This is a genomic window from Polynucleobacter duraquae, from assembly GCF_000973625.1.
Lineage (GTDB): Bacteria > Pseudomonadota > Gammaproteobacteria > Burkholderiales > Burkholderiaceae > Polynucleobacter > Polynucleobacter duraquae.
This window is the reverse complement of the sequence record NZ_CP007501.1, coordinates 649,084-675,956: the sequence shown is the minus strand read 5'-3', so window position 1 is coordinate 675,956 and position 26,873 is coordinate 649,084. Positions and strand designations below refer to the sequence as shown.

Annotated in this window: 31 protein-coding genes and 2 tRNA genes; 14 read left to right on the top strand and 19 right to left on the bottom strand. The window is 45.5% G+C overall.

What is annotated here, in order from left to right; translation table 11 throughout:
- Window positions 1-217 precede the first annotated feature (217 nt).
- Window positions 218-1,666: a tetratricopeptide repeat protein gene (locus CL55_RS03545; protein WP_052728743.1), complete on the top strand. Its 1,449-nt coding sequence runs from the start codon at window positions 218-220 to the stop codon at window positions 1,664-1,666.
- 103 nt (window positions 1,667-1,769) lie between these two features.
- On the opposite strand, the gene CL55_RS03540 is transcribed toward CL55_RS03545, so the two are convergent.
- A tRNA-Leu gene (locus tag CL55_RS03540) sits at window positions 1,770-1,858 on the bottom strand.
- Between the two features lie 133 nt (window positions 1,859-1,991).
- Between CL55_RS03540 and CL55_RS03535 the strand changes: the two genes are divergently transcribed.
- The 4 genes from CL55_RS03535 to purU all read left to right on the top strand — a co-directional run bounded on the left by CL55_RS03535 (window position 1,992) and on the right by purU (window position 6,236).
- The gene (locus tag CL55_RS03535; RefSeq protein ID WP_046329892.1) at window positions 1,992-4,457 is read left to right on the top strand and encodes a penicillin acylase family protein; all 2,466 of its coding nucleotides are present in this window, start codon (window positions 1,992-1,994) and stop codon (window positions 4,455-4,457) included.
- A 78-nt stretch (window positions 4,458-4,535) separates the two neighbouring features.
- On the top strand, window positions 4,536-4,946 hold the full coding sequence (locus CL55_RS03530) for a surface-adhesin E family protein (protein WP_237150530.1): 411 nt from the start codon (window positions 4,536-4,538) through the stop codon (window positions 4,944-4,946).
- A complete protein-coding gene (locus CL55_RS03525; RefSeq protein WP_046329891.1) occupies window positions 4,927-5,334 on the top strand; it encodes a hypothetical protein in 408 nt (135 codons plus the stop codon). Before CL55_RS03530 ends, CL55_RS03525 begins: the two co-directional genes overlap by 20 nt.
- 47 nt (window positions 5,335-5,381) lie before the next feature.
- Window positions 5,382-6,236, top strand: coding sequence for a formyltetrahydrofolate deformylase (gene purU, locus CL55_RS03520; protein WP_046329890.1), 855 nt, complete (start codon window positions 5,382-5,384; stop codon window positions 6,234-6,236).
- A 7-nt stretch (window positions 6,237-6,243) separates the two neighbouring features.
- On the opposite strand, the gene soxA is transcribed toward purU, so the two are convergent.
- From soxA to CL55_RS03490, 6 genes are read right to left on the bottom strand one after another with little or no spacing between them, the layout of a single operon-like run.
- Window positions 6,244-7,029, bottom strand: coding sequence for a sulfur oxidation c-type cytochrome SoxA (gene soxA, locus CL55_RS03515; RefSeq protein WP_237150529.1), 786 nt, complete (start codon window positions 7,027-7,029; stop codon window positions 6,244-6,246).
- Window positions 7,026-7,355 (bottom strand): thiosulfate oxidation carrier complex protein SoxZ, encoded by a 330-nt coding sequence (locus CL55_RS03510; protein ID WP_046329888.1) that lies wholly within the window; start codon window positions 7,353-7,355, stop codon window positions 7,026-7,028. Before CL55_RS03510 ends, soxA begins: the two co-directional genes overlap by 4 nt.
- Window positions 7,352-7,837: a SoxY-related AACIE arm protein gene (locus CL55_RS03505; protein ID WP_205621289.1), complete on the bottom strand. Its 486-nt coding sequence runs from the start codon at window positions 7,835-7,837 to the stop codon at window positions 7,352-7,354. Before CL55_RS03505 ends, CL55_RS03510 begins: the two co-directional genes overlap by 4 nt.
- 16 nt (window positions 7,838-7,853) lie before the next feature.
- Window positions 7,854-8,303 carry a sulfur oxidation c-type cytochrome SoxX gene (gene soxX, locus CL55_RS03500; RefSeq protein WP_052728742.1) on the bottom strand — a complete coding sequence of 150 codons (450 nt, stop codon included), beginning with the start codon at window positions 8,301-8,303 and terminating at the stop codon, window positions 7,854-7,856.
- A gap of 31 nt (window positions 8,304-8,334) precedes the next feature.
- Complete coding sequence (locus CL55_RS03495; RefSeq protein WP_046329887.1) at window positions 8,335-10,566, bottom strand: xanthine dehydrogenase family protein molybdopterin-binding subunit; 2,232 nt, start codon at window positions 10,564-10,566, stop codon at window positions 8,335-8,337.
- A 9-nt stretch (window positions 10,567-10,575) separates the two neighbouring features.
- A complete protein-coding gene (locus CL55_RS03490; protein ID WP_046329886.1) occupies window positions 10,576-11,025 on the bottom strand; it encodes a (2Fe-2S)-binding protein in 450 nt (149 codons plus the stop codon).
- A gap of 133 nt (window positions 11,026-11,158) precedes the next feature.
- On the opposite strand from CL55_RS03490, the gene CL55_RS03485 reads away from it, so the two are divergent.
- Window positions 11,159-11,512: a CidA/LrgA family protein gene (locus CL55_RS03485; RefSeq protein WP_046329885.1), complete on the top strand. Its 354-nt coding sequence runs from the start codon at window positions 11,159-11,161 to the stop codon at window positions 11,510-11,512.
- Window positions 11,509-12,234, top strand: coding sequence for an LrgB family protein (locus tag CL55_RS03480; RefSeq protein ID WP_046329884.1), 726 nt, complete (start codon window positions 11,509-11,511; stop codon window positions 12,232-12,234). Before CL55_RS03485 ends, CL55_RS03480 begins: the two co-directional genes overlap by 4 nt.
- 24 nt (window positions 12,235-12,258) lie before the next feature.
- On the opposite strand, the gene aptA is transcribed toward CL55_RS03480, so the two are convergent.
- Window positions 12,259-13,608, bottom strand: coding sequence for an omega-aminotransferase AptA (aptA, locus tag CL55_RS03475; protein WP_046329883.1), 1,350 nt, complete (start codon window positions 13,606-13,608; stop codon window positions 12,259-12,261).
- Between the two features lie 97 nt (window positions 13,609-13,705).
- Between aptA and CL55_RS03470 the strand changes: the two genes are divergently transcribed.
- From CL55_RS03470 to CL55_RS03450, 4 genes are all read left to right on the top strand, one after another.
- Window positions 13,706-14,695 (top strand): Bug family tripartite tricarboxylate transporter substrate binding protein, encoded by a 990-nt coding sequence (locus CL55_RS03470; RefSeq protein ID WP_046329882.1) that lies wholly within the window; start codon window positions 13,706-13,708, stop codon window positions 14,693-14,695.
- A gap of 49 nt (window positions 14,696-14,744) precedes the next feature.
- Window positions 14,745-16,334, top strand: a complete 1,590-nt coding sequence (locus CL55_RS03465) for a gamma-glutamyltransferase family protein (protein ID WP_046329881.1) — start codon at window positions 14,745-14,747, stop codon at window positions 16,332-16,334.
- Between the two features lie 358 nt (window positions 16,335-16,692).
- Window positions 16,693-16,986 (top strand): hypothetical protein, encoded by a 294-nt coding sequence (locus CL55_RS03455; RefSeq protein WP_046329879.1) that lies wholly within the window; start codon window positions 16,693-16,695, stop codon window positions 16,984-16,986.
- A 55-nt stretch (window positions 16,987-17,041) separates the two neighbouring features.
- Entirely contained in the window at window positions 17,042-17,386 is a 345-nt protein-coding gene (locus tag CL55_RS03450; RefSeq protein ID WP_046329878.1) for a hypothetical protein, read from the top strand.
- On the opposite strand, the gene CL55_RS10850 is transcribed toward CL55_RS03450, so the two are convergent.
- From CL55_RS10850 to CL55_RS10860, 6 genes are all read right to left on the bottom strand, one after another.
- Entirely contained in the window at window positions 17,383-18,708 is a 1,326-nt protein-coding gene (locus CL55_RS10850) for an ATP-dependent DNA helicase (protein ID WP_046329877.1), read from the bottom strand. The genes CL55_RS03450 and CL55_RS10850 overlap by 4 nt on opposite strands.
- A gap of 3 nt (window positions 18,709-18,711) precedes the next feature.
- A complete protein-coding gene (locus tag CL55_RS03440) occupies window positions 18,712-19,497 on the bottom strand; it encodes a formylglycine-generating enzyme family protein (RefSeq protein WP_052728835.1) in 786 nt (261 codons plus the stop codon).
- 61 nt (window positions 19,498-19,558) lie between these two features.
- Window positions 19,559-19,634: transfer RNA gene (locus tag CL55_RS03435), tRNA-His, on the bottom strand.
- A 64-nt stretch (window positions 19,635-19,698) separates the two neighbouring features.
- On the bottom strand, window positions 19,699-20,781 hold the full coding sequence (dusA, locus tag CL55_RS03430; RefSeq protein ID WP_046329876.1) for a tRNA dihydrouridine(20/20a) synthase DusA: 1,083 nt from the start codon (window positions 20,779-20,781) through the stop codon (window positions 19,699-19,701).
- A gap of 7 nt (window positions 20,782-20,788) precedes the next feature.
- Complete coding sequence (locus tag CL55_RS10865) at window positions 20,789-21,289, bottom strand: pseudouridine synthase (RefSeq protein ID WP_335337483.1); 501 nt, start codon at window positions 21,287-21,289, stop codon at window positions 20,789-20,791.
- 5 nt (window positions 21,290-21,294) lie between these two features.
- Window positions 21,295-21,681 (bottom strand): pseudouridine synthase family protein, encoded by a 387-nt coding sequence (locus tag CL55_RS10860; RefSeq protein ID WP_335337481.1) that lies wholly within the window; start codon window positions 21,679-21,681, stop codon window positions 21,295-21,297.
- A gap of 116 nt (window positions 21,682-21,797) precedes the next feature.
- On the opposite strand from CL55_RS10860, the gene CL55_RS03420 reads away from it, so the two are divergent.
- From CL55_RS03420 to CL55_RS03410, 3 genes are all read left to right on the top strand, one after another.
- Window positions 21,798-22,571 carry a sulfite exporter TauE/SafE family protein gene (locus CL55_RS03420; protein ID WP_046329875.1) on the top strand — a complete coding sequence of 258 codons (774 nt, stop codon included), beginning with the start codon at window positions 21,798-21,800 and terminating at the stop codon, window positions 22,569-22,571.
- A 128-nt stretch (window positions 22,572-22,699) separates the two neighbouring features.
- A complete protein-coding gene (locus tag CL55_RS03415; protein ID WP_046329874.1) occupies window positions 22,700-23,125 on the top strand; it encodes a universal stress protein in 426 nt (141 codons plus the stop codon).
- A 71-nt stretch (window positions 23,126-23,196) separates the two neighbouring features.
- Entirely contained in the window at window positions 23,197-23,433 is a 237-nt protein-coding gene (locus CL55_RS03410) for a hypothetical protein (protein WP_046329873.1), read from the top strand.
- A 12-nt stretch (window positions 23,434-23,445) separates the two neighbouring features.
- Here the strand turns inward: CL55_RS03410 and arsH are convergent, their stop codons facing one another.
- From arsH to modA, 5 genes are read right to left on the bottom strand one after another with little or no spacing between them, the layout of a single operon-like run.
- Window positions 23,446-24,165 carry an arsenical resistance protein ArsH gene (arsH, locus tag CL55_RS03405; RefSeq protein WP_046329872.1) on the bottom strand — a complete coding sequence of 240 codons (720 nt, stop codon included), beginning with the start codon at window positions 24,163-24,165 and terminating at the stop codon, window positions 23,446-23,448.
- Entirely contained in the window at window positions 24,166-25,218 is a 1,053-nt protein-coding gene (gene arsB / locus CL55_RS03400; RefSeq protein WP_046329871.1) for an ACR3 family arsenite efflux transporter, read from the bottom strand. It abuts the gene before it with no gap.
- Window positions 25,215-25,694, bottom strand: coding sequence for an arsenate reductase ArsC (locus tag CL55_RS03395; RefSeq protein ID WP_046329870.1), 480 nt, complete (start codon window positions 25,692-25,694; stop codon window positions 25,215-25,217). The genes arsB and CL55_RS03395 overlap by 4 nt, the downstream gene beginning before the upstream one ends.
- Window positions 25,691-26,020 (bottom strand): ArsR/SmtB family transcription factor, encoded by a 330-nt coding sequence (locus CL55_RS03390; RefSeq protein ID WP_046329869.1) that lies wholly within the window; start codon window positions 26,018-26,020, stop codon window positions 25,691-25,693. Before CL55_RS03390 ends, CL55_RS03395 begins: the two co-directional genes overlap by 4 nt.
- 37 nt (window positions 26,021-26,057) lie before the next feature.
- Complete coding sequence (modA, locus tag CL55_RS03385; RefSeq protein WP_046329868.1) at window positions 26,058-26,816, bottom strand: molybdate ABC transporter substrate-binding protein; 759 nt, start codon at window positions 26,814-26,816, stop codon at window positions 26,058-26,060.
- Between the last annotated feature and the right edge of the window lie 57 nt (window positions 26,817-26,873).

Here is a 26,873-nt window from a genome sequence, read left to right as displayed (position 1 = left end):
CTAGTGTTTTTGGTGCTTGAAGCCAAAGTAATCACAGAACTTTTATTACTTACCCAATAAAAACTGTTGGCCTAAGCTTATTAGATTGTTTGGATAAGTATAGAAGAATTGGTTTAACATAAGCTCAAATTGATGTTATTAAGGATTTGAAATAACAGGCTGTGGAGTTAGTTTAGTAGATATAGAAATTACTATCGAATTGAATTAAGATTTATAAATGCCTCGCCCTCACAATATTCCTCAACGTAAGTTTTCAAAGCTAGTGAAATCAGCACCCCAACATAATCAAGTGACATATTTGATTGCGAATGGTTTAGCTCTACATCAACAGGGAAAATTTCAAGAGGCGCAAGCCATTTATGAGCAGATATTAGCAATCCAAGCGAATAATTTTGATGCCCTACATCTACTAGGCGCATTATTTGCTCAAACTAAGCAATTTACAAAAGCAATCGATTTTTTTTCTAAAGCATTACTTATTAATAATAATCATCCTGCTTGTTACTCTAATCGAGGTAATGCCTTAAGAGAGTTGGGGCGTTTAAATGAGGCGCTAGAGAGTTACGATCAAGCCATAAGTATTAAAGCTGATTACGCAGAAGCCTATTTCAATTATGGTAATGCCTTAAGTGGGCTTGGGCGTTTAGATGAGGCATTAAAGAGATATGATCAAGCGATTAGTATCGAAGTTAATTACTCATCAGCGCATTGGAATTTAGCTTTGTGTCATTTACTGAGTGGTAATTTTAAGGATGGTTGGCAAGGCTATGAATGGCGCTGGAAATTAGTAGAGGTTAGAAACTTTTCACAACCATTATGGCTTGGAGCAGAATCGCTGAAAGATAAAACTATCCTGCTCTATGCGGAGCAAGGCTACGGTGACACAATTCAATTTTGTCGTTATGCCAAATTAGTAGCAGAACTAGGTGCTAAAGTCATTTTAGAAGTTCAGCACCCTTTAGTAAATTTACTAAAGGACTTGGATGGTGTTAGTCAGATTATTGCCATGGGTGATCCGCTGCCTACGTTTGATTACCAATGTCCTCTTATGAGCCTTCCATTAGCTTTTAATACGCTTACTGAGAATATCCCAACAAAAATACCTTATATCAAAGCAATTTCAGTGAAAGAAGAATATTGGAAAATTAAACTTAAAACTACACAAAAACTAAAAGTTGGATTGGTATGGAATGGCGGATTTCGCCCTAATCAACCAGAATTATGGGGTGTTAATGAAAGGCGAAACATCCCTCTCGCACTAATAGCTAAAGTTAATATTTCTAGCGTAGATTTTTACAGCCTTCAAAAAGGCGAGCCCTCAGAGTCTGAACTTGCTAAAAGTGGTGATCAATATTGGCAAAGTTATAATTTTCACAATTATGTGAGCAAACTTGAGGATTTTTCAGATACAGCCGCACTTATTGCTAACTTAGATTTAATTATTAGTGTTGACACCTCTACAGCACATTTAGCCGCAGCTATGGGTAAGCCAGTTTGGCTCTTAAATCGATTTGATACTTGTTGGCGCTGGATGTTAGATAGAGATGACAGCCCTTGGTACCCAACAGTTAAGCTGTATAGACAAGAAAAAATGAACGACTGGGATTGTGTGATAGAAAAGATTAAATCTGATTTAGAGAAGTTAGTCAAAATTGAACAGTTTTAACATCACAGTTATCATACTTTTCACGCTAGATTGTTCTTCAGCAATGATAAGTTATGGCCTTACTGGCCGAATACATAGACTTAGAAAGCTTATGATATAAAACTGGTGCCCGAGGCCGGAATCGAACCGGCACGACTTTTTTGAGTCGGCAGATTTTAAATCTGCTGTGTCTACCGATTTCACCACTCGGGCTCGCACGAGCAATTAAGCCGTACTAAATAAATCAAGACAAGCAAAATTTTAGCATGTGAGCCCTATCTGAGGCAGGAAGCCTGCTTTCATCAAGCCTGGAGTCAAGTTCAGACAAACCCACTAAACTATTCCCATGAAAATATCGACGCCAAGCTCAGGTCTTAAATCTACCTTTAAGGGTATCTTTTGGCTCAGTTTTGCGGCCCTCATTTTGATCACCGCCGCTGGAATAATCTACCTACTCTCGGCTCAAACCAATCCTTCTGGTAAGCGGATCATTAAGTCCTTGGGAGATTCCGTTGCGATCTCCTTTGATGAGAGTGATATTCCCCATATTCAGGCAAAGAGCGCTTCAGATGCGATTTTTGCATTGGGTTACTTACATGCTAGTGAACGCTCTTGGCAAATGGAGATTAATCGCCGACTAGCTAGCGGAAGACTCTCCGAAATTCTCGGTAAAGAGACCCTCGCAATTGACCGCTTTATTCGAACGCTGGGTATTAAGCGTGCTGCAGAAAAACAGTTTGATCGCTACCCTATTGCTACTAAGCGATTACTTCAGTCTTATGCAGATGGAGTTAACGCCGGCAATGCCCACTTAGGCTGGGCCCTTCCAGTTGAATACTTTTTAACTGGATCTAAACCAGGGCACTGGTCACCTACCGATAGCGTAGCGTGGATGCTGATGATGGCACTCGATCTTGGCGGTAACTGGCAAAAAGAATTGCAACGCCTTGAACTCTCTCAGTTTTTAACAACTCAGCAAGTGTGGGAGGTGATGCCAGCGTATACACCTAATGAACCGGTGAGTCATGTTGACTTTGCGAAAATGTATCGAGATATCAATGTCTTTAATCCCAATCCACTTGTCAGAGACCAGAAGTCAAAAAAGTTACCTGCCACTGAATTAGCCATCAACGAAGTCCCGGGTGGCAAGGAAGGCATTGGATCTAACAACTGGGCACTTAATGGAAAACTAACAAGCTCTGGCAAGCCCTTGCTGGCAAACGACCCCCATCTAGGATTATCAGCACCGGCGATATGGTATGTGGCCCACTTAGATGCGCCAGGTCTCAATGTCATTGGTGCGACCCTCCCCGGCATACCGGCGGTGGTACTAGGCAGGACCGATAAGTTTGCTTGGAGCTTTACCAATACCGGCCCTGATGTTCAGGATTTATATATTGAGGAGCTAGATCCAAAAAATCCCGAAGCATATCGAGGTCCAGAGGGACCGCTCCCTTTTAAAGTTCGCCAAGAAATTATCGACATCAAAGGCGAGCCTCCGCTGCGCTTTATAGTCAAAGAGACTCGGCATGGTCCAGTGATTTCGGAATCGTATGCACGGGCCAAGCGGATAATAGATACTGATCGCTTTGTTTTAGCTTTACGCTGGACTGCGCTGGATGTTGAGAATCAATCGGTTGCAGGCTTGTTGGATATGAATCACGCGAAAGATTTAGAGACCTTTAAGCAGGCGCTACGCAAAAACTATGCACCAATGCAAAACGTCGTGATGGCAGATGTAGATGGCAACATTTCTTTTCAGACGGCTGGTATCGCACCCAAACGTACCTTACACCAAGGCTTATATGGAGTGGCGCCAGTATTAGGCTGGGAGAAGCAATATGATTGGACTGGATACGTCCCTTTCGAGCAGCTTCCTAACAGCAGTAATCCTAACTCAAATTGGATTGCTACAGCCAACCAAAAAGTAATTGCTATTAATGATCCGAATCCACTGACTGGCGATTGGGATCTACCAACCCGCTACGACAGAATTGTGGATCTCATTAAAAGCAGACCAACACACGACTTTGCTTCCATGAAAGCAATGCAAGCGGATACCTTATCTTTAGGTGCTACGCCATTATTGGAATTATTTAAATCGGTGCAGTCAACACACCCACTAGCCCAACAAGCAATTGAGCTTAGTAAGAACTTTGATGGAGATATGAAAATCGATAGCGCTGGCGCACTCATATTTAATGCTTGGGCTGACCAACTCACACGCAAACTCTATTCGCGCTTAGGATATTTATTCACCGAGAATTACGGTGCGCGCAGCTTTAGACAATCATTGATATTGCAATTACAAAATCCTAATAGCCCTTGGTGCAATGATCCCAAAACTGAACAGATTGAGAGTTGTGCTGATACTTCAAATGCAGCGTTTGATACAGCACTTGAGCAATTGCACTCCCAATTTGGCAGCAACCCTAAAAATTGGGCATGGGGTAACGCGCACATTGCAGTCTCCGAGCATCGCCCTTTGAGCAAGGTGCCACTGCTTGGCAGTTTCTTTAATTTGACGCAGCCTTTTCCTGGCGATAGCTTTAGCATCAATGTGGGTCGCCTTGAACTTCTGAGAGCTGATAATCCTTTTGAAACTAAGCAGGCACCAAGCCTGCGAACGCTATATGACCTATCGGATTTAGAGCAATCCCTCTTTATTTATCAATCTGGACAGTCTGGTTGGGTGCAGAACAAGCTTTACCGTAACATGAGTGGCCTTTGGGCGCGAAATGAATACCTCCCCCTACAAATGAAACCCCGAAAGGTCGGACGTCAACTAGATCTGGCTATTAAGGATAAATAAGCCGGGGGAGTTTAGAATGGTTACGAAGTGTCCGATCAGGACTGAACTTACTTTAACGACAATGCGACAATGCCAAATATGATGAAAAAAATATACGCACTTACCGTCTTTACTACACTCTCTTTACTACCCTTTTCCAGCAGCTTTGCTGAGTGGAAAGAGTTGGGATCCAATGCGGTGATGGTGGTGTATGTCGATCTGGATACGATTAGCGATTCCGGTGAAAAGGCTCGAATCATGTCGATGCTAGACTTTAAAAAACCAGGTGTTAATCCAAAAACCAAACAACCCGTTAGCTCAATCATCGGCATCAATGAGTACAACTGCCCGACCATCAGTTACCGCCCAATCGAATACAAAGAGTTCGCTGGCAAAAAAGGTAGCGGCAAGGTTGTTTCAGATAACAAAACTCCCGATAGTGAATTTGAGCCTGTAGTAAGTGAGTCTTGGGCAGCTGGAGTTTTCAACGTTGTTTGCCAGCGCAAATAAACATCCCACTTTGAATGCCTGCCAAAGTAAACCAAACCTATCGGGTTGGTCTGTTTTTGGAGGCATCATTCTCTGCCTTAATCTGGGTGCTTGTGCAGCGCCATTAATGGCATTAGGAGGATCTGCTACTACAGCCGCAAGCTCTGCAGGTTCAGTAGTGGTATCAGCAGCAGTGGCCAACCCTTCGACTGCAGTAAGCGCAGTGTCCACTGTAACTACAGGTAAATCCCCCTTAGAACACGCTGCCTCTGCGGCTACCAAACAAGATTGCAATTTTTTAAATGCCTTGGGATCAAAACCGATTTGCTCGGATGTTCGCCTTCCTACAATAAAAGATATGAGTGAGTCCTACCCAGGCCCAGCAGATAACATCGCTACATCTAAATAAGCAGTCTAAAATTACGTTCTACAAGTAATTTCTCCCCTTTTAAAGCCATGATTACAGAAAATTATTACCTTACACTCACCTGTCCAAATCGACCGGGCATTGTTGCTGCTGTTTCAACCTACATCTTTGAATTAGGTGGTGATATTGAGGAAGCTCAGCAATTTGATGACAAGGCCTCGAAACGCTTTTTCATGCGTGTGAGCTTTAGCTGTAGTGCTGATAGCCAATCTCTTAAGGCTGGCTTTGTAGAAATTGCTAAACGCTTTGACCTCACTTGGGACTTGCGTGCAGTTAAAGATTTAAAGCGAGTGCTAATCATGGCTTCCAAGCTAGATCATTGCTTAGTAGATCTTCTCTATCGTTGGCGCATTGGCGAGCTACCAATGATCATCAGTGGAATTGTTTCCAATCATCCGCGTGAGGTTTACTCCAGCATTGATTTTGCGGATATTCCGTTTTATCACCTACCGGTTACGCCGGAGACAAAGTTAACCCAAGAAGCGAAGCTCCTAGAAATCGTTGCTGATTCCAAGGTGGACATGGTTATTTTGGCGCGCTACATGCAAATTCTGTCGGATGATTTATCCACAAAATTATCTGGACGTTGCATCAACGTTCACCACTCCTTCTTGCCAAGCTTTAAAGGTGCCAAGCCTTACCATCAAGCCCATGCTCGCGGTATTAAGTTGATTGGCGCTACCGCACACTTTGTTACTAGCGATTTAGATGAAGGCCCGATCATTGAGCAAGACGTTACTCGTGTTACCCATGGCGATACGCCTGAAGACTTGGTTCGAAAGGGTCGAGATCTAGAACGTACCGTACTCTCGCGCGCCCTGCGTTACTACTTGCATGACCGTGTTTTGATTAATGGTGCAACTTCAGTAGTCTTCTCAGACTAATCTCTGCTTAAGGCCGGACCCCTGGAGTCTCCAGAGGCATGCCTCTCGCTCGCCACATCAGAAACAGCTCTAACTGAGCCATCTCTTGTGAGCCATACTCAAACTGCTGAGCGCGTACCCCACTCATACAATTACGTAAACGTCTTTGTAAAGATCCCATGGTCTGCCATTCAATTCGGTAAATTGGGTAAGCAGTTGGGTGACCCTGAGGAATCAGGCTTCCCCCTAATTTCAAGCCAGCGCGATCTTGATGGCATTGGGCGCAAGACAAGTTGAGCTGCCCCATTCTTTCATTAAAGAATTGACGACCTTGTTGTAGATCTTTTTTATTCTGAGGTGTTTCTTGAACAGCGATTGGTAAACCCTTGGATTGGGTTGCTACAAAGGTCGTTAAAGCTAAGAGTTCTTTACTTTCGTAGTTCAGGGGTGAAGCACCTTGCTGTGAGGTCCGGCATTGATTGATTTGCCCCTCTAAAGTCTGTAGCTTACCTTTAAGCACTTTAGGAAACTGTGTTGCTACACCAGCCATCTTTTTTCCAGAATCGCCATGACAAGATGCACAAGAAACATTCTTATTTCCTGCCTCTTCTTTCCAGAGGCTATGTCCATCCAATACCCAAAACAGGGCAGGGTTTAAATTAGGATCATCTTGCATCGCCTGATTTTCAGCCGTCATGAGCTGATAACTAGATTGGCGCTGATCTTTTCGGATATCACTTGCGAATGCAAGCTGCGCAATCATGAGCGCCAGTAGTATTTGCGCCAAACGATTGCATAGCGGTACGGCTTTCACGAAACAGTAATTTTTACTTGGTTGATCGCTTCATAAGCATTATCCCCAGTCCACTGACACTCAATCGTGCCCGATGCGACAGCAACCGTAGTAAAAATGATGAGGGGATTGGCACCAATTCCAGAATAAAAATCCGCCTTAAAAATTTCTTCTCCGTTATAGCGGCAGGTGAAAAAGCGAATGATATCCCGCGGAATACGTTTACCATCCTCTGTATAGCGAAAGCCAGTTTCCATGTCATGCTGAGCAATCGCCCGGATCTCAATAATCGAGTTCTTCTTGGCATTTGTGGGGGCAGTAATGCCGGTACGAGAGGTCTTACTCATATCATCTCCGTACAAGCGGATAAAGTTACCGAGGTATCAGCATGACCACGCCAATAACTGCCATCATTCATTTGGGCAATCGCCCACACTCTTTGTGAATCAGCCAGCCGCACTCTAGTAGTGAGCTCTGCACGTCCAGAGCGGGGCGTGAAATACGCTATGAAAATATTTGGTGATGGATTTTCCTCAGAAATAATATGAACGGCCTTGACATAATCACTCGCAGTCATTGGGCTCTCAATCGCTACTTTGAGCACAACTAAATTACCGCTCTCCACCAAAGGTGGAATGACTAACTTAACCCGTCCATCCTTCACGGTATTTGAACCCACGATCTTGGTAATGGCTTCCATTGCCTCAGGTTTTTTAGCTGCAGCAGAGAGTGGGGTAATCCAGCTCGACAAACCCAACACTCCCAGCGTAGACAAATACATCCTACGAGAGAGATTAGCGGAGGTGGCTTTTACTTTAAATAAGGTCATCGTAATATTGTATTTCTCATTGAGCGACTACTGCCTTAAGACTAACTAAGAAAGCCAAGACATCTTCAATCTCTTGCCCACTTAATATAGGCTGCCCTTCAAACTTAGGAGCTATTCTATTGAATCCTACTGAACGATAATAAGAAGGCATGATAGTACCGGGATTGAAACGACTGGGATCTACCATTCTGGCTCTCAACTGTGCCTCGCTTAAGCGCCCAACACTAAGCCCAATTTCCGGAGCCAAATTACCTTGGAAACGCTCCTCCGGAAAAGGTCCGCTATGACAGAGCAGACATAAACCGGTTTGGCGGCTCGCCACAATCACACGGCCTTTCACTGCATCTCCTGGAGTAGCAGTGAGAGGATTCACGATGGAATCCCCAGACCAGGTTTGAGCTTGGCAAAGGTTAGCAAAAGACGCCGTCCACACACCCAATAATACTGCTGCTAGTGCGCCTTTCATTGCCCCTTACTAAGCTCCCGAAGTACTCAACTTATACCAGCTTAATACCGCTGTTTTTCAACGGTATCGTGCGATAGCGTTTACCAGTTGCTCGGTAAATCGCATTCAGCACTGCTGGTGCCGCAACTGCAATTGTGGGCTCACCAACACCTCCCCACTCTTTGCCGCCACCCTGAATAATGATGGTCTCTACCGGTGGCATCTGTGACAGACGAATAGAGTTAAAGGTATCAAAGTTCTTCTGTACAACTGCGCCCTTCTCAATCGTGATTTCTTCTTCGAAGAGTGCAGATAAGCCATAAACAAAGGAGCCGGATACCTGACGGGCTATTTGTGCTGGATTGACCGCATAACCTGGATCAGTTGCAGCCACCATGCGGAGAATCTCGACCTCATTGCCGTTAGTCACTGTGACCTCACAGGCCGCAGCCACATAGCTTCCAAATGAGCGCATCTGTGCAAGTCCACGAAATACCCCTGGCTTCGCTGGCTTAGTCCAACCAATTCCATCTGCTACCGCATTGAGAACGGCTACTGCACGCGGAAACTTCTCCATGTGCTTGCGACGGAATTCAACGGCATCCATGCCCGTAGCCTCTGCCATCTCATCCATAAATGTTTCCAAGAAGATCGCATTTTGGTTGACGTTGACGCCACGCCAAAAACCTGGTGGCACATGCGTATTGCGCATAGCGTGGTCAACCATCAAATTCGGAAAGCTGTAAGTAATACCATGCTCGCCCGCAACGTCTAGCCCCTGGAAAACTACAGGATCCTTACCTTTATTAGCAGCCACTACTGCTGGACGTACTGAGGCTAAGATGGATTGACTTGAGATACGCATATCTAAGCCGGTAATGTTCTTCTTATCATCAATTGCAGCAGTCATTTTGCACATCGTCACTGGGTGATAACGGCCTTGAGTCATATCCTCAGAGCGACTCCAAATTAACTTAATCGGTGTACCCGGCATTTGCTTAGCAATGTTGACTGCTTGGGTTGTGTAGTCTTGAAAGGCGCCACGACGACCAAATCCACCACCGAGGTTTACTTTGTAAACGTTGCATTTTTCAGCCGGCAATCCAGAGGCAGCAATCACCGCTGCTAATGAGGCTTCACCATCCTGAGTAGGAACCCAAGCTTCACAAGAATCAGCCGTCCACTTGGCAGTGGCCGTTTGAGGCTCGAGTGTGGCATGGTTTAAGAATGGATAAAAGTAGGTTGCTTCAATCGTTTTAGAAGCTTTAGCAATAGCCTCTTTCGCATCACCATTCGAGTTACCCACAAACGTGTCGTTGGCAGTCAAACCACCTTCAAGCATCTTCTTAATAGAAGCGCTTGAGACGTCACCATTGGCGCCGTTATCCCAGTTCACACTGACAGCATCCATGCCCATTTTTGCCTGCCAATAAGTATCGGCAATGACTGCAATGGAGGAGTCGCTAACTTGAACTACCTTCTTGACACCCTTCATACTGGAGGCCTTAGAGGCATCAAAGGTTTTCACTTTGCCGCCAAAGACGGGGGACTCTTGAATGGTGGCTACCAACATACCAGGTAGCTTCAAATCAATGGCATACACCTGTCGACCAGTAACCTTATCGGCAGTACCATCAATACGATTAACTGACTTACCAATCACAGTCCAATCTTTAGGATCTTTTAAAGGAATATCTTTTGGCACTTCCAACTTGGAGGCTGCTATGGAAACCTTACCGAAAGTCGTTTTACGACCAGATGGGATGTGGGTAATCACGCTATCTTTAGCGACGCATTCAGATACGGGCACACCCCACTGAGTTGCTGCAGCCTGAATCAACATCATGCGAGCTGCGGCACCGCCCTTGCGCACATATTGTTCAGAGGTACGAATACCACGACTACCGCCTGTGGAATAACTACCCCACACTTTATTACGCTTGAGATTCTCAGCAGGCGTTGGATAGTCGTAAGAGACTTTTTTCCAATCGCATTGCAGTTCTTCGGCAACCATTTGTGCCAAACCAGTAATCGTCCCTTGACCCATTTCGGAGCGTACGATACGCACTACGATATCGTCATTTGGCTTGACCTCTACCCATACACCAATCTCGGATGGCGATAAAGGAGTCATGGCAGTGGTACCGGAACCCATTGCCGCATTGGCCGAAGAAATCAATGTAAGATCAAAACCGATTGCTAAGCCGGTTGCAATGGCACTGGTACCAACAATAAAGTGGCGACGTGAAGTATTAGTAGTTGCTGTATGAATAGTTTTAGTCATGATTATTCCTTATGCCTTGCTCACAGCGTGGATAGCCTCACGCACTTGTTGGAAGGTTCCGCAACGGCAGATATTGGTGACTGCTGCATCAATTTGTGCATCAGTAGGCTTAGGGGTATTGCGTAACAGGGCAGTAGTAGCCATCACCAACCCAGATTGACAGTAACCACATTGCGGCACTTGATTGTCAACCCACGCTTTTTGTACTTTAGAAAGCTGGCCATTCTTTTCTAGGCCTTCAATTGTTTCGATTTTTTTACCCGCAGCAGCGCTCACAGGAATTGCACAACTTCGGATGGCCTGACCATCGAACAATACGGTGCAAGCACCACACTGGCCAATACCACAACCATACTTAGTACCAGTTAAGCCGACATGATCACGAATCACCCACAGCAAAGGGGTTGCTGGATCAACATCTACCTTGTACTTTTTACCGTTGACGTTTAAGTCGGCCATGCGTGCTCTCCTGAATTGGTTTATTTTGAAGTCTTACTGATGATCAAAGACCCTGCTTTTGATGTGCATATATATTAACCAAGAAATAATTTATTGCTATGCAATATATATTGCGGGGCAGTAAGATCAATTGATGATTTCTGGTCTTGTTCAAATTCTCCTATTTCAAAGCTTGGGAGAGCTTATTTCCAAGTTTGCTTTGCCTACCCTACCCGGCCCCGTGATTGGCTTGGTGCTACTGATTATTTGGTTGGTGCTCCGCAAGGGGGTTAACCATGAGCTCGCTTTGGTGGCGGACGGCTTTAGCCAATATCTTGGCCTCTTATTTGTTCCGGCGGCCGTTGGGGTGGTGCTTTTTTTGCCCCAGTTGAAGGCCAATGCCCTCGCGATCATCAGCGCCTTGGTCGGTAGCGTCATTCTCACTATTGCCACTAGCGCGCTCGTTGTCCGCTTTTTGAGCGCAAAGCCGAATGAGGCGGGGCAATGAACGAGAAACACTCGATTGTGGAGATTTGGGTATATCTCTCTGGCAGCCCTTTGTTCGCCCTCTTTATTACTTTGGCCGCCTATCAAATTGGCCTCTCGATTTATAAGGCCGCAAAACAGAACCCTTTGGCTAACCCAGTAGCAATTGCCATCATTCTGGTGGCTAGCATTATTCAGTTTGTTGAAATGCCCTATTCCACCTACTTTGAAGGTGCGCAATTTATTCACTTCTTGTTGGGCTCAGCAACCGTCTCTTTAGCCATACCCATCTATAGAGGTTTAAGCAGCTTGAAGGGTCGATCCCTTCCTTTGCTAGCGTCTTTATTTGCAGGTGGCTTGGTATCCATTATTGGCGCTGTAAACATCGCCAAATTGTTTGGTGCTGACTCGAGCATTACTGGTGCCATGCATCCCAAATCGGTAACCGCACCCATTGCCATGGGTATCGCTGAGCGCATCGGCGTATCCCCAACCTTGACAGCCATCTTTGCCGTGACTACCGGAATCCTGGGAGCTATTCTGGCGCCCTTTATTCTGAATGCACTGGGTATGAAGGCGTGGTGGCAGCGTGGTTTTGCTATTGGCATCGGCGCCCATGGCATTGGCACCTCGCGTGCATTTAGTATTCATCCAGAGGCAGGGACTTATGCCAGCCTAGCTATGGGAATGAATGGGGTCATTAGCGCGGTAGCTATCCCCATTCTGTATCACTTATTCAACTAGCGATCTACTGGCCAACTCAAAGCATTAGCTGATCTTCATTGCATCATCAATCGCATCACTCAGAACGCTCACTAAGAACTCCACTTCGGCTGGCGTTGATATGAATGGGGGGCCAACGGCAATCGTGTCGTTTGTAATACGCACTAAGGCACCTCTCTCAATACAGGCCTCTAAGGTCTTCATGGCTCGTAATCCTGGCTTACCAGCAATCGGAACTAAATCAACCGCACCAGAAAGGCCAAAGTTACGAATATCCAGTAAGCCTGTTTTTCCCTTAAGAGCATGCAAGGAATTTTCTAGAACCGGTTCAAGCGCTTTGGCGCGATTGACCAAATCATCAGATTCAAAGATATCTAGTACAGCATGAGCAGCTGCCGTGGGAATTGGATGGCCAGAGTAAGTGTAGCCATGGAAGAATTCAATCGCTTGTTCTTGGCCACCTTGGCCCATGACCGCATCATAAATATCACCGCGCACCAATACACCACCCATCGGAATCACACCATTGGTAATGGCTTTTGCAAAGGTGATCATGTCTGGCGTCACACCAAATCGATCTGCACCAAAGTTCGCTCCTAAGCGCCCGAAGCCCGTAATGACCTCATCGAAGATCAGCAAGATGCCGTGCTTTGTACAAATATCTCGAATCTTCTGCAAATAGCCTTGTGGGGGCACCAGCACCCCTGTCGATCCCTGTACAGGTTCTAAGATCACAGCAGCGATCGTGTTGGCGTCATGCAAAGTGACGATATTTTCTAGCTCATCGGCTAAGTGTGCGCCCCACGTAGGCTGCCCTTTTGAGTAAGCCATTTGCGAAAGATTGAAAGTGTGCGGCAGATGATCTACTCCCGGCATCATCATTCCAGCAAATGCTTTGCGATTGGCCACAATACCACCAACAGAGATGCCACCAATACCAACACCGTGATAAGCACGCTCGCGCCCAATCATCCGAAAGCGTGATGCATTACCCATGCAGCGATGGTAGGCCACTGCCATTTTGAGCGCCGTATCTACGGCTTCAGATCCAGAGTTAGTAAAAAATACTTTATCCAAGCCTGTTGGTGCCATAGCAACAATGCGACTGGCCAAAGTAAAGGTAGCTTCACTTGCCATCTGAAATGCGGGGCAATAGTCCATGGTTTCATACTGCTTTTGAATGGCTGCACCAATTCGTGGATCAGCATGCCCCAAAGGCGAGCACCATAAGCCCGATAATCCATCAAATAATTTTCGACCATGGTCATCGAAGTAGTAAGCTCCCTTAGCTGACTGCATCACTTTTGGATGCTGATGAAAGTAACGATTTGGCGTGTAAGGCAGCCAGTAGGCCGACATGTCAATAGCTGAGGGAGTCTTAAGTACTGCAGTCATAGTTGTCTCAATTTGATTTTTATTATTTGCTTTACACCCCTTGGGTGGTTTCCAATACTATATTACCTAATTACCTATTTACTCACTGGATAAATACATGAACTTCTTGAATCGTCTTTCAAAATCATTTCTCGGACTCGCAATCCTTTCAAGCTTGTTTGGACAGGTGATAGCTGCCCCAGATACGGATTGGCCTAAAAAACCCATCGTCGCAGTTTTGTCATTCCCTGCGGGCGGCTCTACTGACGTATTTGCCCGTGCAGTTTCTGTTCCGCTGGGTGAAGCACTAGGTCAGCCCATCGTTATTGAAAATAAACCGGGTGCTGGCGGCATGATTGGCCTAGGCGCCGCTGCTAAAGCTGCCCCCGATGGCTACACCATCCACATTAGCGCGTTGACTAATCAATCCATTTCACAGGCACTCTTTAAAAATCCTCCAGCAGATCTAACCAAGGATTTTGTGCCCGTTGCTCTGCTAGGCGCCATCCCCCACCTGATTGTGGTGAACCCTTCGGTGCCTGCAAAAAATCTACCGGAACTCATCACCTTTATTAAATCCAAGAAGGGTGACTTTAACTATGCTTCTCAAGGCAATGGCAGCCTCTCTCACCTCGAGTCTGCGCTGTTTATGCAGCGTATTGGGGCTACTGGTACGCACATACCTTACAAAGGTAGTGCATTCGCTTTGCCAGATTTAATTGCTGGCAATACTCTAATGATGTTTGATAGTGTGACAGCATCACTACCGCATATTCAGAGCGGCAAATTACGTCCGATTGCTATTGCTGCCTCTGACCGCTCACCCCTCATGCCGAATGTACCTACCTTGGCTCAAGATGGCATGAAACAATTTGACGTTGAAAACTTTTTTGCTGTTTATGCACCTAAAGGAACGTCACCTGCCATTGTTGCGAAGCTTGAAAGAGAAATTCGGAAGATTTTGACTAATCCTGATTTCAAGGCACGCTTAGCAACTCAAGGAATCCACCCTCAGTTTGCAAACTCTGAACAACTCGCTACGCTTACCCAGAGTGAAAAAGACAAATGGGCCAAAGCCGTTACATCAGCAAATATTAAGATCGATTAATCAATACTGAAATTATTTCCATCTCCCTTTTAAAGAATCGATTCGATCCATGCTGATTTCTCCTCCCTTTGGTGGCGGCCGTGCCCCAGTCCTTGCTAAGAATGCAGTTGCTAGTTCACAGCCATTGGTTACACAAGCGGGCATTGAAGCTTTGCAAAGCGGTGGCAATGCGGTTGATGCAGCCTTAGCTACTGCGATCACACTCACCGTGGTTGAACCCACGATGAATGGTCTTGGTGGTGATGGCTTTGCATTAATTTGGGATGGTAAAAAACTCCACGGTATGAATGCCTCTGGTCGCGCTCCAGCGGCTTGGACGCCAGAATATTTTTCTGGCAAAACGGCAATGGATTTGATTGGCTGGAATACCGTGACCGTGCCTGGCATGGTTTCGGGTTGGATTGAGTTATCGCGTAAGTTTGGCAAGCTGCCTTTTGCGCAACTCTTCAAGCGCGCTATCGACTATGCTGAGAACGGCTTTCCAGTCTCACCAGTAATCGCCCGTCAATGGCGCGAAGCCATTCCCATTCTGAAGAATGAACCTGGTTTTAGTGAATCATTTTTGATTGATGGCAAATCGCCGACTGCCGGTCAACTCTGGCGCTATCCTGCCCAAGCTAATACCTTGCGCGAGATTGCCAACACTGAAGGTGAATCTTTTTATACCGGTAAATTAGCCCAAAGCATGGTCGACTTTGCTCAAAGCACAGGCGGCTGTTTCACCATGGCAGATTTTGCTGCCAATCAAACGGACTGGGTTGAGCCTTTAGCATTTGATTATGGTGATTACACCTTGCATGAGATTCCTCCGAACGGTTCTGGCATTGTGGCGCAGATGGCGCTGGGTATTTTGCAAGCGGCTAATGCAAAACAATATCCAGCTAATTCTGCAAAGCGTATTCACCTGCAAGTCGAAGCCATGCGTATTGCTTTTGCTGACGCCTATGCTCATGTCTCAGATGCCAGCACGATGAAAGTACCAACAAGCGCACTACTGGATAGAAACTATTTAGCTACCCGCGCTGCACTGATTAATCACAACCAAGCAGGCACCTATGGCGCCGGAGACCCACACGCTGGTGGTACCGTTTACCTGTGCGCTGCAGATGAGAGCGGCATGATGATTTCTTATATTCAATCGAACTTCAAAGGCTTTGGTTCTGGTGTAGTTGCCCCGGGTGGCATTGCCTTTCATAACCGCGGCATGAGCTTTAGTTTGGTCGATGGCCATCCGAATCAAGTGGCTCCGGGTAAGCGCCCTTTCCACACGATCATCCCCGCATTCCTCACCAAAGGCAGTCAGCCAGCAATGGCATTTGGTGTGATGGGTGGCAATATGCAGCCACAAGGACATCTTCAGTTTGTGATGCGCTTTGTCGATGAATACCTCAATCCACAGGCTTGCTCAGATGCGCCTCGCTGGAGAATTGATGATGTGGGTAAGCTCACTGTTGAAGCATCCATGCCAACTGTAGTAGTCGATGGACTTAAAGCAATGGGGCATGAAGTGACTGTCATGCCGGCCAACAGCCTAGACTTTGGTAGCGCTCAAGCAATTGCCCTATTAGGCGAACAAACTCAGGATGCTTATATTGCAGGTAGCGATCATCGTCGCGATGGATTGGCGGCGGGGTTCTAAGCAGCTCACCACTCCAGCTCTTGATCCTCTAGATTCGGGACATCACCCAAACGTAAATAGTCGTCGCCGTCCCTGGCGATGACCTTTGAGCTTTCGCTCCAACCTGCTCTAGGCACCACCCCCTCCGAAGGAAGTATCTTTGAAATGAAGAGCCTTGAGTCAGGGAGTTCATCATGGCCGGTAAGATCTTTTTTCATATTAATAAAACAGGGTGAGCAACTCGATAAATTTTAATGGGGTATCACCGCTCAACCCTTCTTGAATAAATCCCACTTTTTTAATCATGGGTTAACTAACCCGACCACTTTTGAACTCATCTTTTTGATAAAATCTGTATATACAATACAGGGAAAAGAGTATGAAAAATCTGGTCATTAGCCCAGCAATCGAAGAAAAGTTAATCTTAAAACACCAGCTTTCTCGTAAAGACGTTGAGCAGTGCTTTATCAATAGAACTCGCTCTTACTTGATAGATGATCGACTTCAGCACCAAACAGAGCCGCCTACAGAGTGGTTTATCTCAGAAAATGATCGAGGAATTCTGATAAAAGTGGTTTTTATATTTGATGATGGGCTAATTTACTTAAAAAGCGCATTTCCTCCAAATTCAACAGAAGTATGTATATACAATACAATATCAGTACCTTACTAAAAATGTCATTTCTATGCAAGTGGCGAAATACTAAAACTTAAGAGCGAGGAAAGCGATGATCGCAAAAGGCAAGAAAATAAAAATAGACAATTCCGCTGAGGCTTGGGAGAGTCGTGAGCTTGGTAGCGAGCTCAAGCATGCAAGAGCAGTCGATAAAAAAATCTGTACTCAAATTGATGAAGCGCTAGGGCTACAAATGATCTCCATCAGACTGGAGCAGGACTTGATTGAGTCTTATAAGCTCTTGGGCGCTAAATACGATATGGGCTATCAACCTCTCATGCGCGAAGCCTTGAAAAGATTCGTTGAAGGTGAATTTAAACTGATTGCCAGTGAAGCACTAGAAAAGCAGCGAGCCGAGAAACAAAAAAGCAGCAAGAAGATGGCGAAAGCAGCTTAACCAGGCAAGCAATTCAGATAGAAACGCTTCACCTCTTGATCACAGCTCACATCTTTGGGCTGTATGGGGCGCTCGAGAGTAATACCCTCGATAGAGGTGCAGCGACTCAAGGCGACATAAACTTGTCCTGATGCAAAAGCTCCTGAAGATAAATCTACTTTGATCTTATCGAGAGTCTTACCCTGACTCTTATGAATAGTGACAGCCCAAGCTAGCATGAGCGGGATCTGCACAAAGGTGCCAATGATGTTTGGTGAAATCTTGCCAGACATCATGTCATGGTCATAGCGATACGATTCCCACTGATGTCCTTTGACTTCCACTGTATTAGAGTAAGGGCCATTCTGTACCATCACCTTCACGGTATTAGGCAGTAGTTCGCGAACGACCCCAATAGTACCGTTTACCCAGCGCTTCGGAAAATTGCTATCAGTTGCGGTAAACATCACCTTGGCACCAACCTTGAGAGTAAGTTGATTAGGTGATGGCAGATTGCGATCATCTACATTGAACTTACCAGTGCTATTGCCCATATACACTTTGGCATCCGTTGTGAGCGCTCGTAATCCTGCACCATTAATTTGATCTGCACGGGCGTTAGTCGTGGTTAGCGTGATGGTTTGCTCATCAGCCTCTTTCTTAGTTTCATAACAAACGGTATTTAGGGTATTGAGTGCTTCATCAATATTTTGATTGATGCGGATCTGATTGAGCAAGCTAGCAAAGTGCGCGTCTTTTTGACGGAAGATCTTGGATAGCTCCACCATCGTGACATCTTTGCGATGCAACGCATTTGCGCAAAAGAAGTAAGGACCTTCGTAACCGCGTTCAGAGAGCACTTGCATATCCGTTTGAGATACCACCGGCGGCAGCTGAAACAAGTCTCCCACAAACATCACCTGGATACCACCGAAGGGCTCACTCTTCTGGGGTCCATTAGCGCGCAGGAATAAATCAATTGCATCTACTACATCCACCCTCACCATCGAGATCTCATCAATGATCAGTAGGCGAATATCTTTATAGAGACGCTTATCTTTTAAAGGCTTGATATCTTCTTCAGGAAAGATTAAGCGCGGCGGCAAGCGAAAGAAGGAATGAATCGTGACGCCCTTCACCTGTAATGCAGCTACGCCAGTTGGTGCCACCACCACTACGTTGCCATGAATGTTCTCACGTAGATAGCCAATTAAAGTGGTCTTACCAGTACCAGCCTTACCGCTCACAAAGATATAAGGGTCGTGGCGCTCGATGGCATCGATTACCTCCTGGTATTCAGGGGTAATCTCAATAGCGGATGGATCAATTACGGGCTCGGTCATTCCTTATTGTTTCACGGCATCAGCCACACACCGAAATCCAATGTAAACGACTCCAATATCTGCTGGCTTAGACTCAACATCAGATTCTTTTTGTCTCTCCGGGCCATACCACCAAGAAGCGCCACGAGTAATGAAACCACCATTGCGCTCAGTAGCCGTCCACTCCCAAACATTACCGCCCATATCTAATAGACCATTAACTCCAGGCTTAGTGGTGCCCGTGGGGACATGACCAGTGCCTCGGTTTAATGCGCCTGCTGGTGCGACACCTTTGTAGTCGCCACAGCCACTTAAGCAATGAGAAACTGCAGGCGTACTACCACCAGGAAATGGATAACGCTCACCCTTAACAAAGCCTGAAGGTGGATTAGCTCGCTGCTCTACAAATGCCGCAGAAATCCACTCAGCCTCAGTAGGCAAACGTTTACCAAAATAACGACAGGTAGATGCCGCTTCAGATTGATTGAGGTGCACTGCGGGCTCAGTATCTTTTGCAGGAACGCCGTAGGGAGTTTTCCAAACCCAGCCCGGCTTTTTGACAAATCCAGATTCGTAATTGAGTCCACCACCGTTTTTCTCAGCCTGACTGACAAATCCAGTAGCAGTCGCAAACGTTTTCATATCGCCAATCGTCATCTCAGTTTGATCCCAAGATACATTGCCAACTTTAACTGCGGGAATAGTTGATGCTGGAGCGCTAGCGGCAGTTGAGGGTCTCAACATGAAATACAACGCAATGACTGATAGCAAAACACCGAATAGGATTGGAAGAATATCGAATTTTTTCATGAATAAACTCTCAGAAAGAAAAGGCTCCACAGTGGGAGCCTTAGGATAATGCCATATTCGGTGGGGCGAACGACGGGGCTCGAACCCGCGACAACCAGAATCACAATCTGGGACTCTACCAACTGAGCTACGTCCGCCACTGAAGACATAGATTATAGCTTTTGGGCCAAAACACTGTCAAAAAAGCCTTATTTATCCGATTTAGGGGCCATCAAACTCAAAAGTAGCCCAATCCCCTAAGGTCAGGCTGGCATCGATAAAGAAACCCAAAATAGCTGCTTTGCTTTGCACTTTAGCTAGAGCATGGTGATCAGAAAGGCGCTGGCGCCAATAACGCGATCCCGCTCTACCGTGGGCTAGACCAAGAATATGCCTTGTAAAAGCCCCGATATAAAACGGTTTGCCTTTGGACTGACACTCATCAAACCAAGCCTGTACCTGCTTTACCAATGCAACCTGTATACGATGCCACTCAGTTTCGCTAAAAAGATATCCAGCAGCCTCACCATCAGTCTTCATCAAGTCATCCCAACCGAGCAACATCGCCGGAAAATGATAAGCCGCTCTACCCACCATAAAGCCATCAAAATCATCCCAATGACCGGCGATTTGCTCATTCGTTTCTAAGCCGCCATTGAGCAGGACTTTGAGATTGGGAAATTGTTTTTGCGCATCAAGGCGGAGCTTTGCGGCCACCTCATAACGCAAAGGTGGTTTACTACGATTCTCTTTTGGGGATAAACCTCTGAGCACCGCATTACGAGCATGGATAGTGACTTGACTAGCACCTGCATCCGCTACCGCAAGAATAAAGTTCAAAGCAAATTGATAATCTTTTTCAGAGCTCGCGGCATCCATCGAATCCAATCCCAAGCGATGCTTTACTGTGATCGGGATATCAACGGCAGCTTTCATGGCTTTGACACAATCGGCAACGAGTTGTGGTTCAGCCATTAAACAAGCACCAAATGCCCCACGTTGCACCCGCTCAGATGGGCAGCCACAATTTAGATCAATCTCATCGTACCCCCACTGCTGAGCTAACTCTGCAGCCTTAGCTAAGTCAGAAGGTTCCGAACCACCCAACTGCAATACAACAGGATGTTGATCTTGCGAATAATCTAAATGGCGTGGCACATCCCCATGAATGAGTGCGCCCGTCGTAACCATCTCGGTATACAGCACAGCTTCTTTAGTTAGGTTGCGATGAAAGGAGCGACAGTGACGATCGGTCCATTCCATCATTGGGGCTACAGCTAATCGCTTGGTGGGTTTAACAGTCATACGGATTTCAAGCTAATACTCTTTGACTCATAAAGGATCTCTCTTGCCCCGTTACCGGATCATCGAAATGAATCTCTTTTGCTAAGAGCTGTAGCGGTTTAGAAAAGTCCAAATCATACTCTTGATAAGGCGTCAGCATTGGATAGATCTGATCATGTCGAATGGGGATTCCTAAACTATTGAGATGACAGCGTAATTGGTGCTTCTTGCCGCTACCGGGAGTTAAACGATATTTAGCCCAGGGCGCATTTACTTCAATCAACTCAATATAGGTATCTGTATTTGCTACGCCATCCACTTCTTCCATTTGCAAGAAATGTTCAGACTCTTTTATATGGCTCGCATAAGTCATTGGCAGCTTTTTGAGCAGATCTTCTGAATACGGCGCTATGGCTTCGTACACTTTTGTGACCTCTCGATCTCTAAACAGATTTTGATATTGCGCCCTCTCCTGAGGGTTGACTGAAAAAATGACTAATCCTGCAGTATCGCGATCAATACGATGAATAGGACTTAAGTCCTGAATACCTGTTTTTTCTTTAAGCGATTGAGTAGCGTTTGATGTAGATAAAGACCGCTTGGGGTCACCGGCAAAAAATGGGGCTTATCCGCAACCAAAATATGCTCATCCTGAAAGAGGATGGTTTCCTCAAATGGAATTTCTGGTTCTCTGGCTAAGCGCCTGAAATACAGTAAGTGGATATTAGGTTGGTAGGCATCATCAGCAGAAAGTGCCTCACCTTCTTGATTAAATACCAAGCCCTCTTCAAAGCGAGACTCCCACTCACCCCTCTCAATATGTGGAAAAGTAGTGATAAAGAAATCCAGCAAAGAGGCATGGCTCTGCCCAGCAGGCAAATACACCCTAGATGAGGAGACTCCTTCGGCATTGACTTTCATTTGTACTAGATTATCCACTCCCACCAAGCTAGGCAACGCAATCTAAGTGCGCCCAAAAAGAAACCCTCTAAAATGGGGCGGTCGTACCCATTAGAACTAGAAAATGAATAGACAGCATGCTTGAACTCTCTGTATTCGACCTTGGCTTATTATTTGCCCTCGCATTATTTGCAGGATTGGTCGACTCCATTATTGGCGGCGGGGGGATGATTCAGGTTCCAGCACTTTTTGCAGCCCTACCAGGCTTTCCACCAGCCACCCTACTCTCAGTCAATAAGTTTGGCTCTATCGTGGGCACAATAGGTTCAGCTATTCAGTACAGTCGAGTGAATAAAAGCCCCTGGGGCTTAGTGATCATCTCTTCTACCTTTGCTTTTTTTGCCTCGGTTGCAGGGGCTTACCTCGTTACTCGCATACCAACTGAGTGGCTCAGAGGCGCCCTGCCATTTTTATTGCTGGCACTACTGATCTTTAATATCAAATCTAATGCTGGTCTAGTTCACGCTCCTAAACACAATCACCATAAACAAAAAGCCATTGCCTCAACTGGCGCCGGCATCATTGGTTTTTATGATGGCTTCCTCGGGCCTGGAGCTGGCGCTTTTTACAAGCTCTTTTACACCCGTGTTTTAGGATTTGATTTTTTGCGGTCAGCAGCGCCTGCCAAGTGCCTCAATATTGCTTCTAATTTGGGTGCGCTATGCGTATTTTTCTATTTAGGTTACTTTGACTGGAAACTTGGCTTACTTATGGCCAGCGCCAATCTGGTGGGCGGTCAAATTGGTACCAAGATTGCGATTAAGCATGGTAACTCCTTTATTCGTAAAGGCTTCTTCATTCTGGTAACAATACTGATTATCAAAACTTTTTATGACGCCTTTTTGAAGTAAATATTTTGCAAAAAAATAGATGTGTAAATTAGTAGGGTATTAGAAATGCTTTGTGGATTTGTGAGGATATAGAGAGTAAATTGAACATATGAAGTTTTAGTTTATTTACTATAAAAAATGAGGGTGTTATGAAAATTCTATTGCCGGTTGATGGCTCCAAATCTGCGCTCAATGCAGCTAAGTATGTTGCAAAGTTAACTAAGCAGTTGAGCAGCAAGTGCACGGTGACATTAATTAGTGTTCATGATGATATTGGCCTTAGTCATGTGAAGCAATTTGTGGCAAATAGCGTCATTGATGATTACCTCCGTGAAGTGAGCGAGAAGGAACTCAAGGGAGCTCAAAAAGTATTAGATACAGCTGGCGTAAAACACAGCATGGTCATTAAGCGTGGCAACATTGCCAACGAGATCATTGCGCTTGCCAACAAAGAAAAGTTTGATCTAATCGTCATGGGCTCAAAAGGTCGCAGTGGTATCCTTGATGCCATAATGGGCTCTGTTGCTCAGAGAGTAGGCAATACTGCTAAGCAAGCTGTCTTACTGATTAAGTAGGCATTAAAGGTTAATCACCGGATTAACTTTAATCGGCCGTCTATGTGACGGCCTTTTTTATGGATTCTGAAATGAGTATTTTGCTGCTCTTATTCGCACCAGGCTTATTTGCCATCTACTGGCTTATTCGCATACAAATATGCCTATCTAGGATTCGTTGCCTAGTGGATACCTACGGAATGGATCGCAAGAAACTACAAAAACTCAAATGCAAAGAAGTAAAAGCGCTCAGAGAGTCAATTGACCAACTCCGGCATGCGAATGATGCCTTTGGTTTGGAGAATCTGCTTAGACCTTACAGAGCCTGATGCACTAGCCAATTAAAGAGAGCGCTGATTTACCCGCTGAGATAGCTCCTCAGCAGATTCTTTTCGCTCGCTGTAGCGATCGGTTAGATGCTCACTAATCCCGCGAGTGAGTAATGTGAACTTATAGAGCTCTTCCATCACGTCCACTACGCGATCATAGAAAGAGGAAGGCTTCATGCGTCCATCCTCCTCAAACTCTGTGAAAGCCTTGGCAACCGAAGATTGATTCGGGATGGTAACCATCCTCATCCAACGACCCAAGATACGCATTTGATTAACAGCATTAAAAGATTGTGACCCGCCACATACCTGCATCACAGCCAAAGTTTTACCTTGCGTTGGCCTGACAGCGCCATCTGCCAATGGAATCCAATCAATCTGCGTTTTTAAGAGGCCTGTCATAGCCCCGTGCCGCTCTGGCGAAGTCCAAACCATGCCCTCCGCCCATAAAGCTAATTGACGTAACTCTTGTACCTTTGGATGAGTATCAGGCACGCTATCGACTAAAGGCAGTCCAGTAGGGTCAAATATTTTTACCTCTCCACCCATGGCCATGAGCAATCTAGCTGCCTCGAAAGTCAGAAGTCGGCTATAGGATCTCTCACGCAGTGAACCATAGAGCATTAAAAATCTTGGCGTATGATCGCCAGATTGGATACTCAATTTTTCAATGTCAGGAATCTGGAAAAGATCCTCAACTAAGGCCGGGAATTGTAGTGGGGATTCAAACACTTAGGCCGCATCCTTTTTAAAGAACTTTGCTTTAAACCACAGGGCTACAGTGACTAAGCCAATCATGATGGGCACCTCAACTAAAGGACCTATGACTGCTGCAAAGGCAGCTCCAGAATTAATTCCGAATACCGCAATCGCTACCGCAATGGCCAGCTCAAAGTTATTACTCGAAGCCGTAAATGAGAGCGTGCAACAACGCTTGTAGTCGATCCCCATCTTGCCAGTGACAAAAAATGTTAGCAAAAACATGATCAGAAAGAAAATCAGCAACGGAACGGCGATGGTGAGGACATCCATCGGGAGTGTCAACATCACCCCGCCTTTGAGGCTAAACATTACAACGATGGTGAAGAGTAAGGCAATCAAGGTAAGCTTACCAATACGAGGTACAAACTGCTCGTGATAATGCTCTTTAGACATGAACTTGAGCATCACCACCCTTGTCAATATTCCGGCGATACAAGGAATGCCTAAGTAGATAAATACACTTTTAGCAATCTGCCCCATACCTACACTGACGTTTGATCCAGCTAAACCAAAGTAAGGTGGCAAAACTGTCAAAAAGAAATAAGCGTAGACACTAAAGAACAGGACCTGGAAAATGGCATTAAATGCTACTAGGCCAGCAGCATATTCAGTAGAACCCTTTGCTAGATCATTCCAAATAATGACCATCGCAACACAAGGTGCGATTCCAATCAAGATGAGGCCAGCCATGTACTCCGGTTGATCTGGAACAAAAGTAATCGCCAAAAAGAACATTAATGTAGGCGCAATAATCCAATTCATCAAAATAGAAATGCCGAAGATACGCTTATCCTTAAATACGTCCGGCAAATCTTCGTAACGCACCTTGGCAAACGGTGGATACATCATCAATATCAAACCAATAGCAATCGGTAGATTAGTTGTGCCGACCTGAAAAGAATTAATAAATCCTTCGATACCTGGAATGAAATGACCTAAGGCGATGCCCAAGGCCATTGCTACAAAAATCCAGATCGTCAGATAACGATCTAGAAAAGATAGTTTTTTAGTGATGGAGCTCATGCCTTGCTATGAATCTCTTTGAGACTCATAGAATCGAGCTTTTCTAATGGCATCGAAGCCAAAATATCCAAACGTCTTTTAAGGCCATTCTTCACCTCATTAAAAGCCGCCTTTTTCTCTAAATCAGTACCTTGCACTTGGGATGGGTCGGGGAAGCCCCAATGTGCCGTTGCAGGCTGACCCGGCCAGAATGGGCAAACCTCGCCAGCAGCGTTATCGCAAACCGTCACAATAAAATCCATCTTTGGAGAGTCTACTAAACCAAACTCATCCCAACTCTTCGACCTTAAAAGAGTGCGGTCCATACCCAATTCTTCTGCAATGTCAGCAGCAATAGGATTCACGCTTGTACCCGGGGTAGAACCAGCTGAATATCCTATAAATTTTCCACTTGGGTGTGTAGATGCTAAAGCCTCACCCAGCACTGATCGAGCAGAGTTGTGGGTGCACAAGAAAAGGATGTTGTACTGTTTCATTGGGCTTTTACCTTTTTGACGGTTTTCGTGGTTTTACATGGCTTACCGCCGCAGCAATTAGCCAGCAGGAATTGACTGAGATCCTCAACCATTCCGGGGTTTGGTCTATAGATCAGATTACGGCCTTGACGCTCGACAGTAATCAGATGCGCTTGATAGAGCTCTTTTAAATGAAAGCTGAGAGTCGCATTGGGAATGCCCAACATTTCATGGATTTGTGATGGCAATAAACCCTGATCGCCCTTTTGAACGATGAGACGATAGACGTTTAAGCGCGATTCTTGCCCTAGGGCAATGAATGCCAGAATAGCTTCGGTATTTTTCATAATTCGATAATAATCGAACTATATTACAAATAGATGACTAGGGAGCGGTAAAACCATACCTACTCATGATTTGCCGGGACTTAGGCTCTTGTAAGTATTGATAAAAATCTTTAGCGCTAGATGAGTTATTTTTGATCAAGGCCATCTTTTGCCTTAAGGGCTTATGCAAGTGATCCGGTATTAAGACATAAGTAGATTGAACTTGTACTTGAGGTGATATTGCTAAGGATAGAGCTGCAATTGCAAAATCTGCTGAGCCCGTTAAGGCAAATACCGTTGCTTGAGAAATATTTTCCCCAAACACCAGCTTAGGATGAGCTAAGTCCCAAACTCCAATAGTAGTGAGATATTCTTTAGCAGCCCTGCCGTAAGGAGCGTGCTCTGGGTTGGCTATAGCAATTTTCTTTGCTTCTGTAATCGCTTTAATCAAACCGTCTTTATCTGTGCCAAGCTTGATTGAACCACCCTTTTTCTGCAAGAGGGCTATTCTGCCGATAGCGTAAAGACTTCCCTTATCCACTGTCAAGCCATTTTTATACAAGTCATCGATATACGCTTCATCTGCAGACATCAGCAAACTAAAGGGCGCTCCGTTTTTGACTTGCTGCCAGAGCACTCCAGATGAACCAAATACGAGCCTCACCTCTTGCCCCTTATCGACCTTATAGTTAGCGGCAATTTCTTCCAGGGCAAACTTGAGGTCTGAGGCTGCTGCTACTGTTGGTGCTGTTTGAGCTAAAGAGGCTGAGGCATATAGAGCGAGCAAAGCCAAAAGAATATGTTTTATTGGGGTCATTTATTTTTTAACTAGGTAAACTCGTCAGCATATCTACTGCACTATAAGGGATGTCTT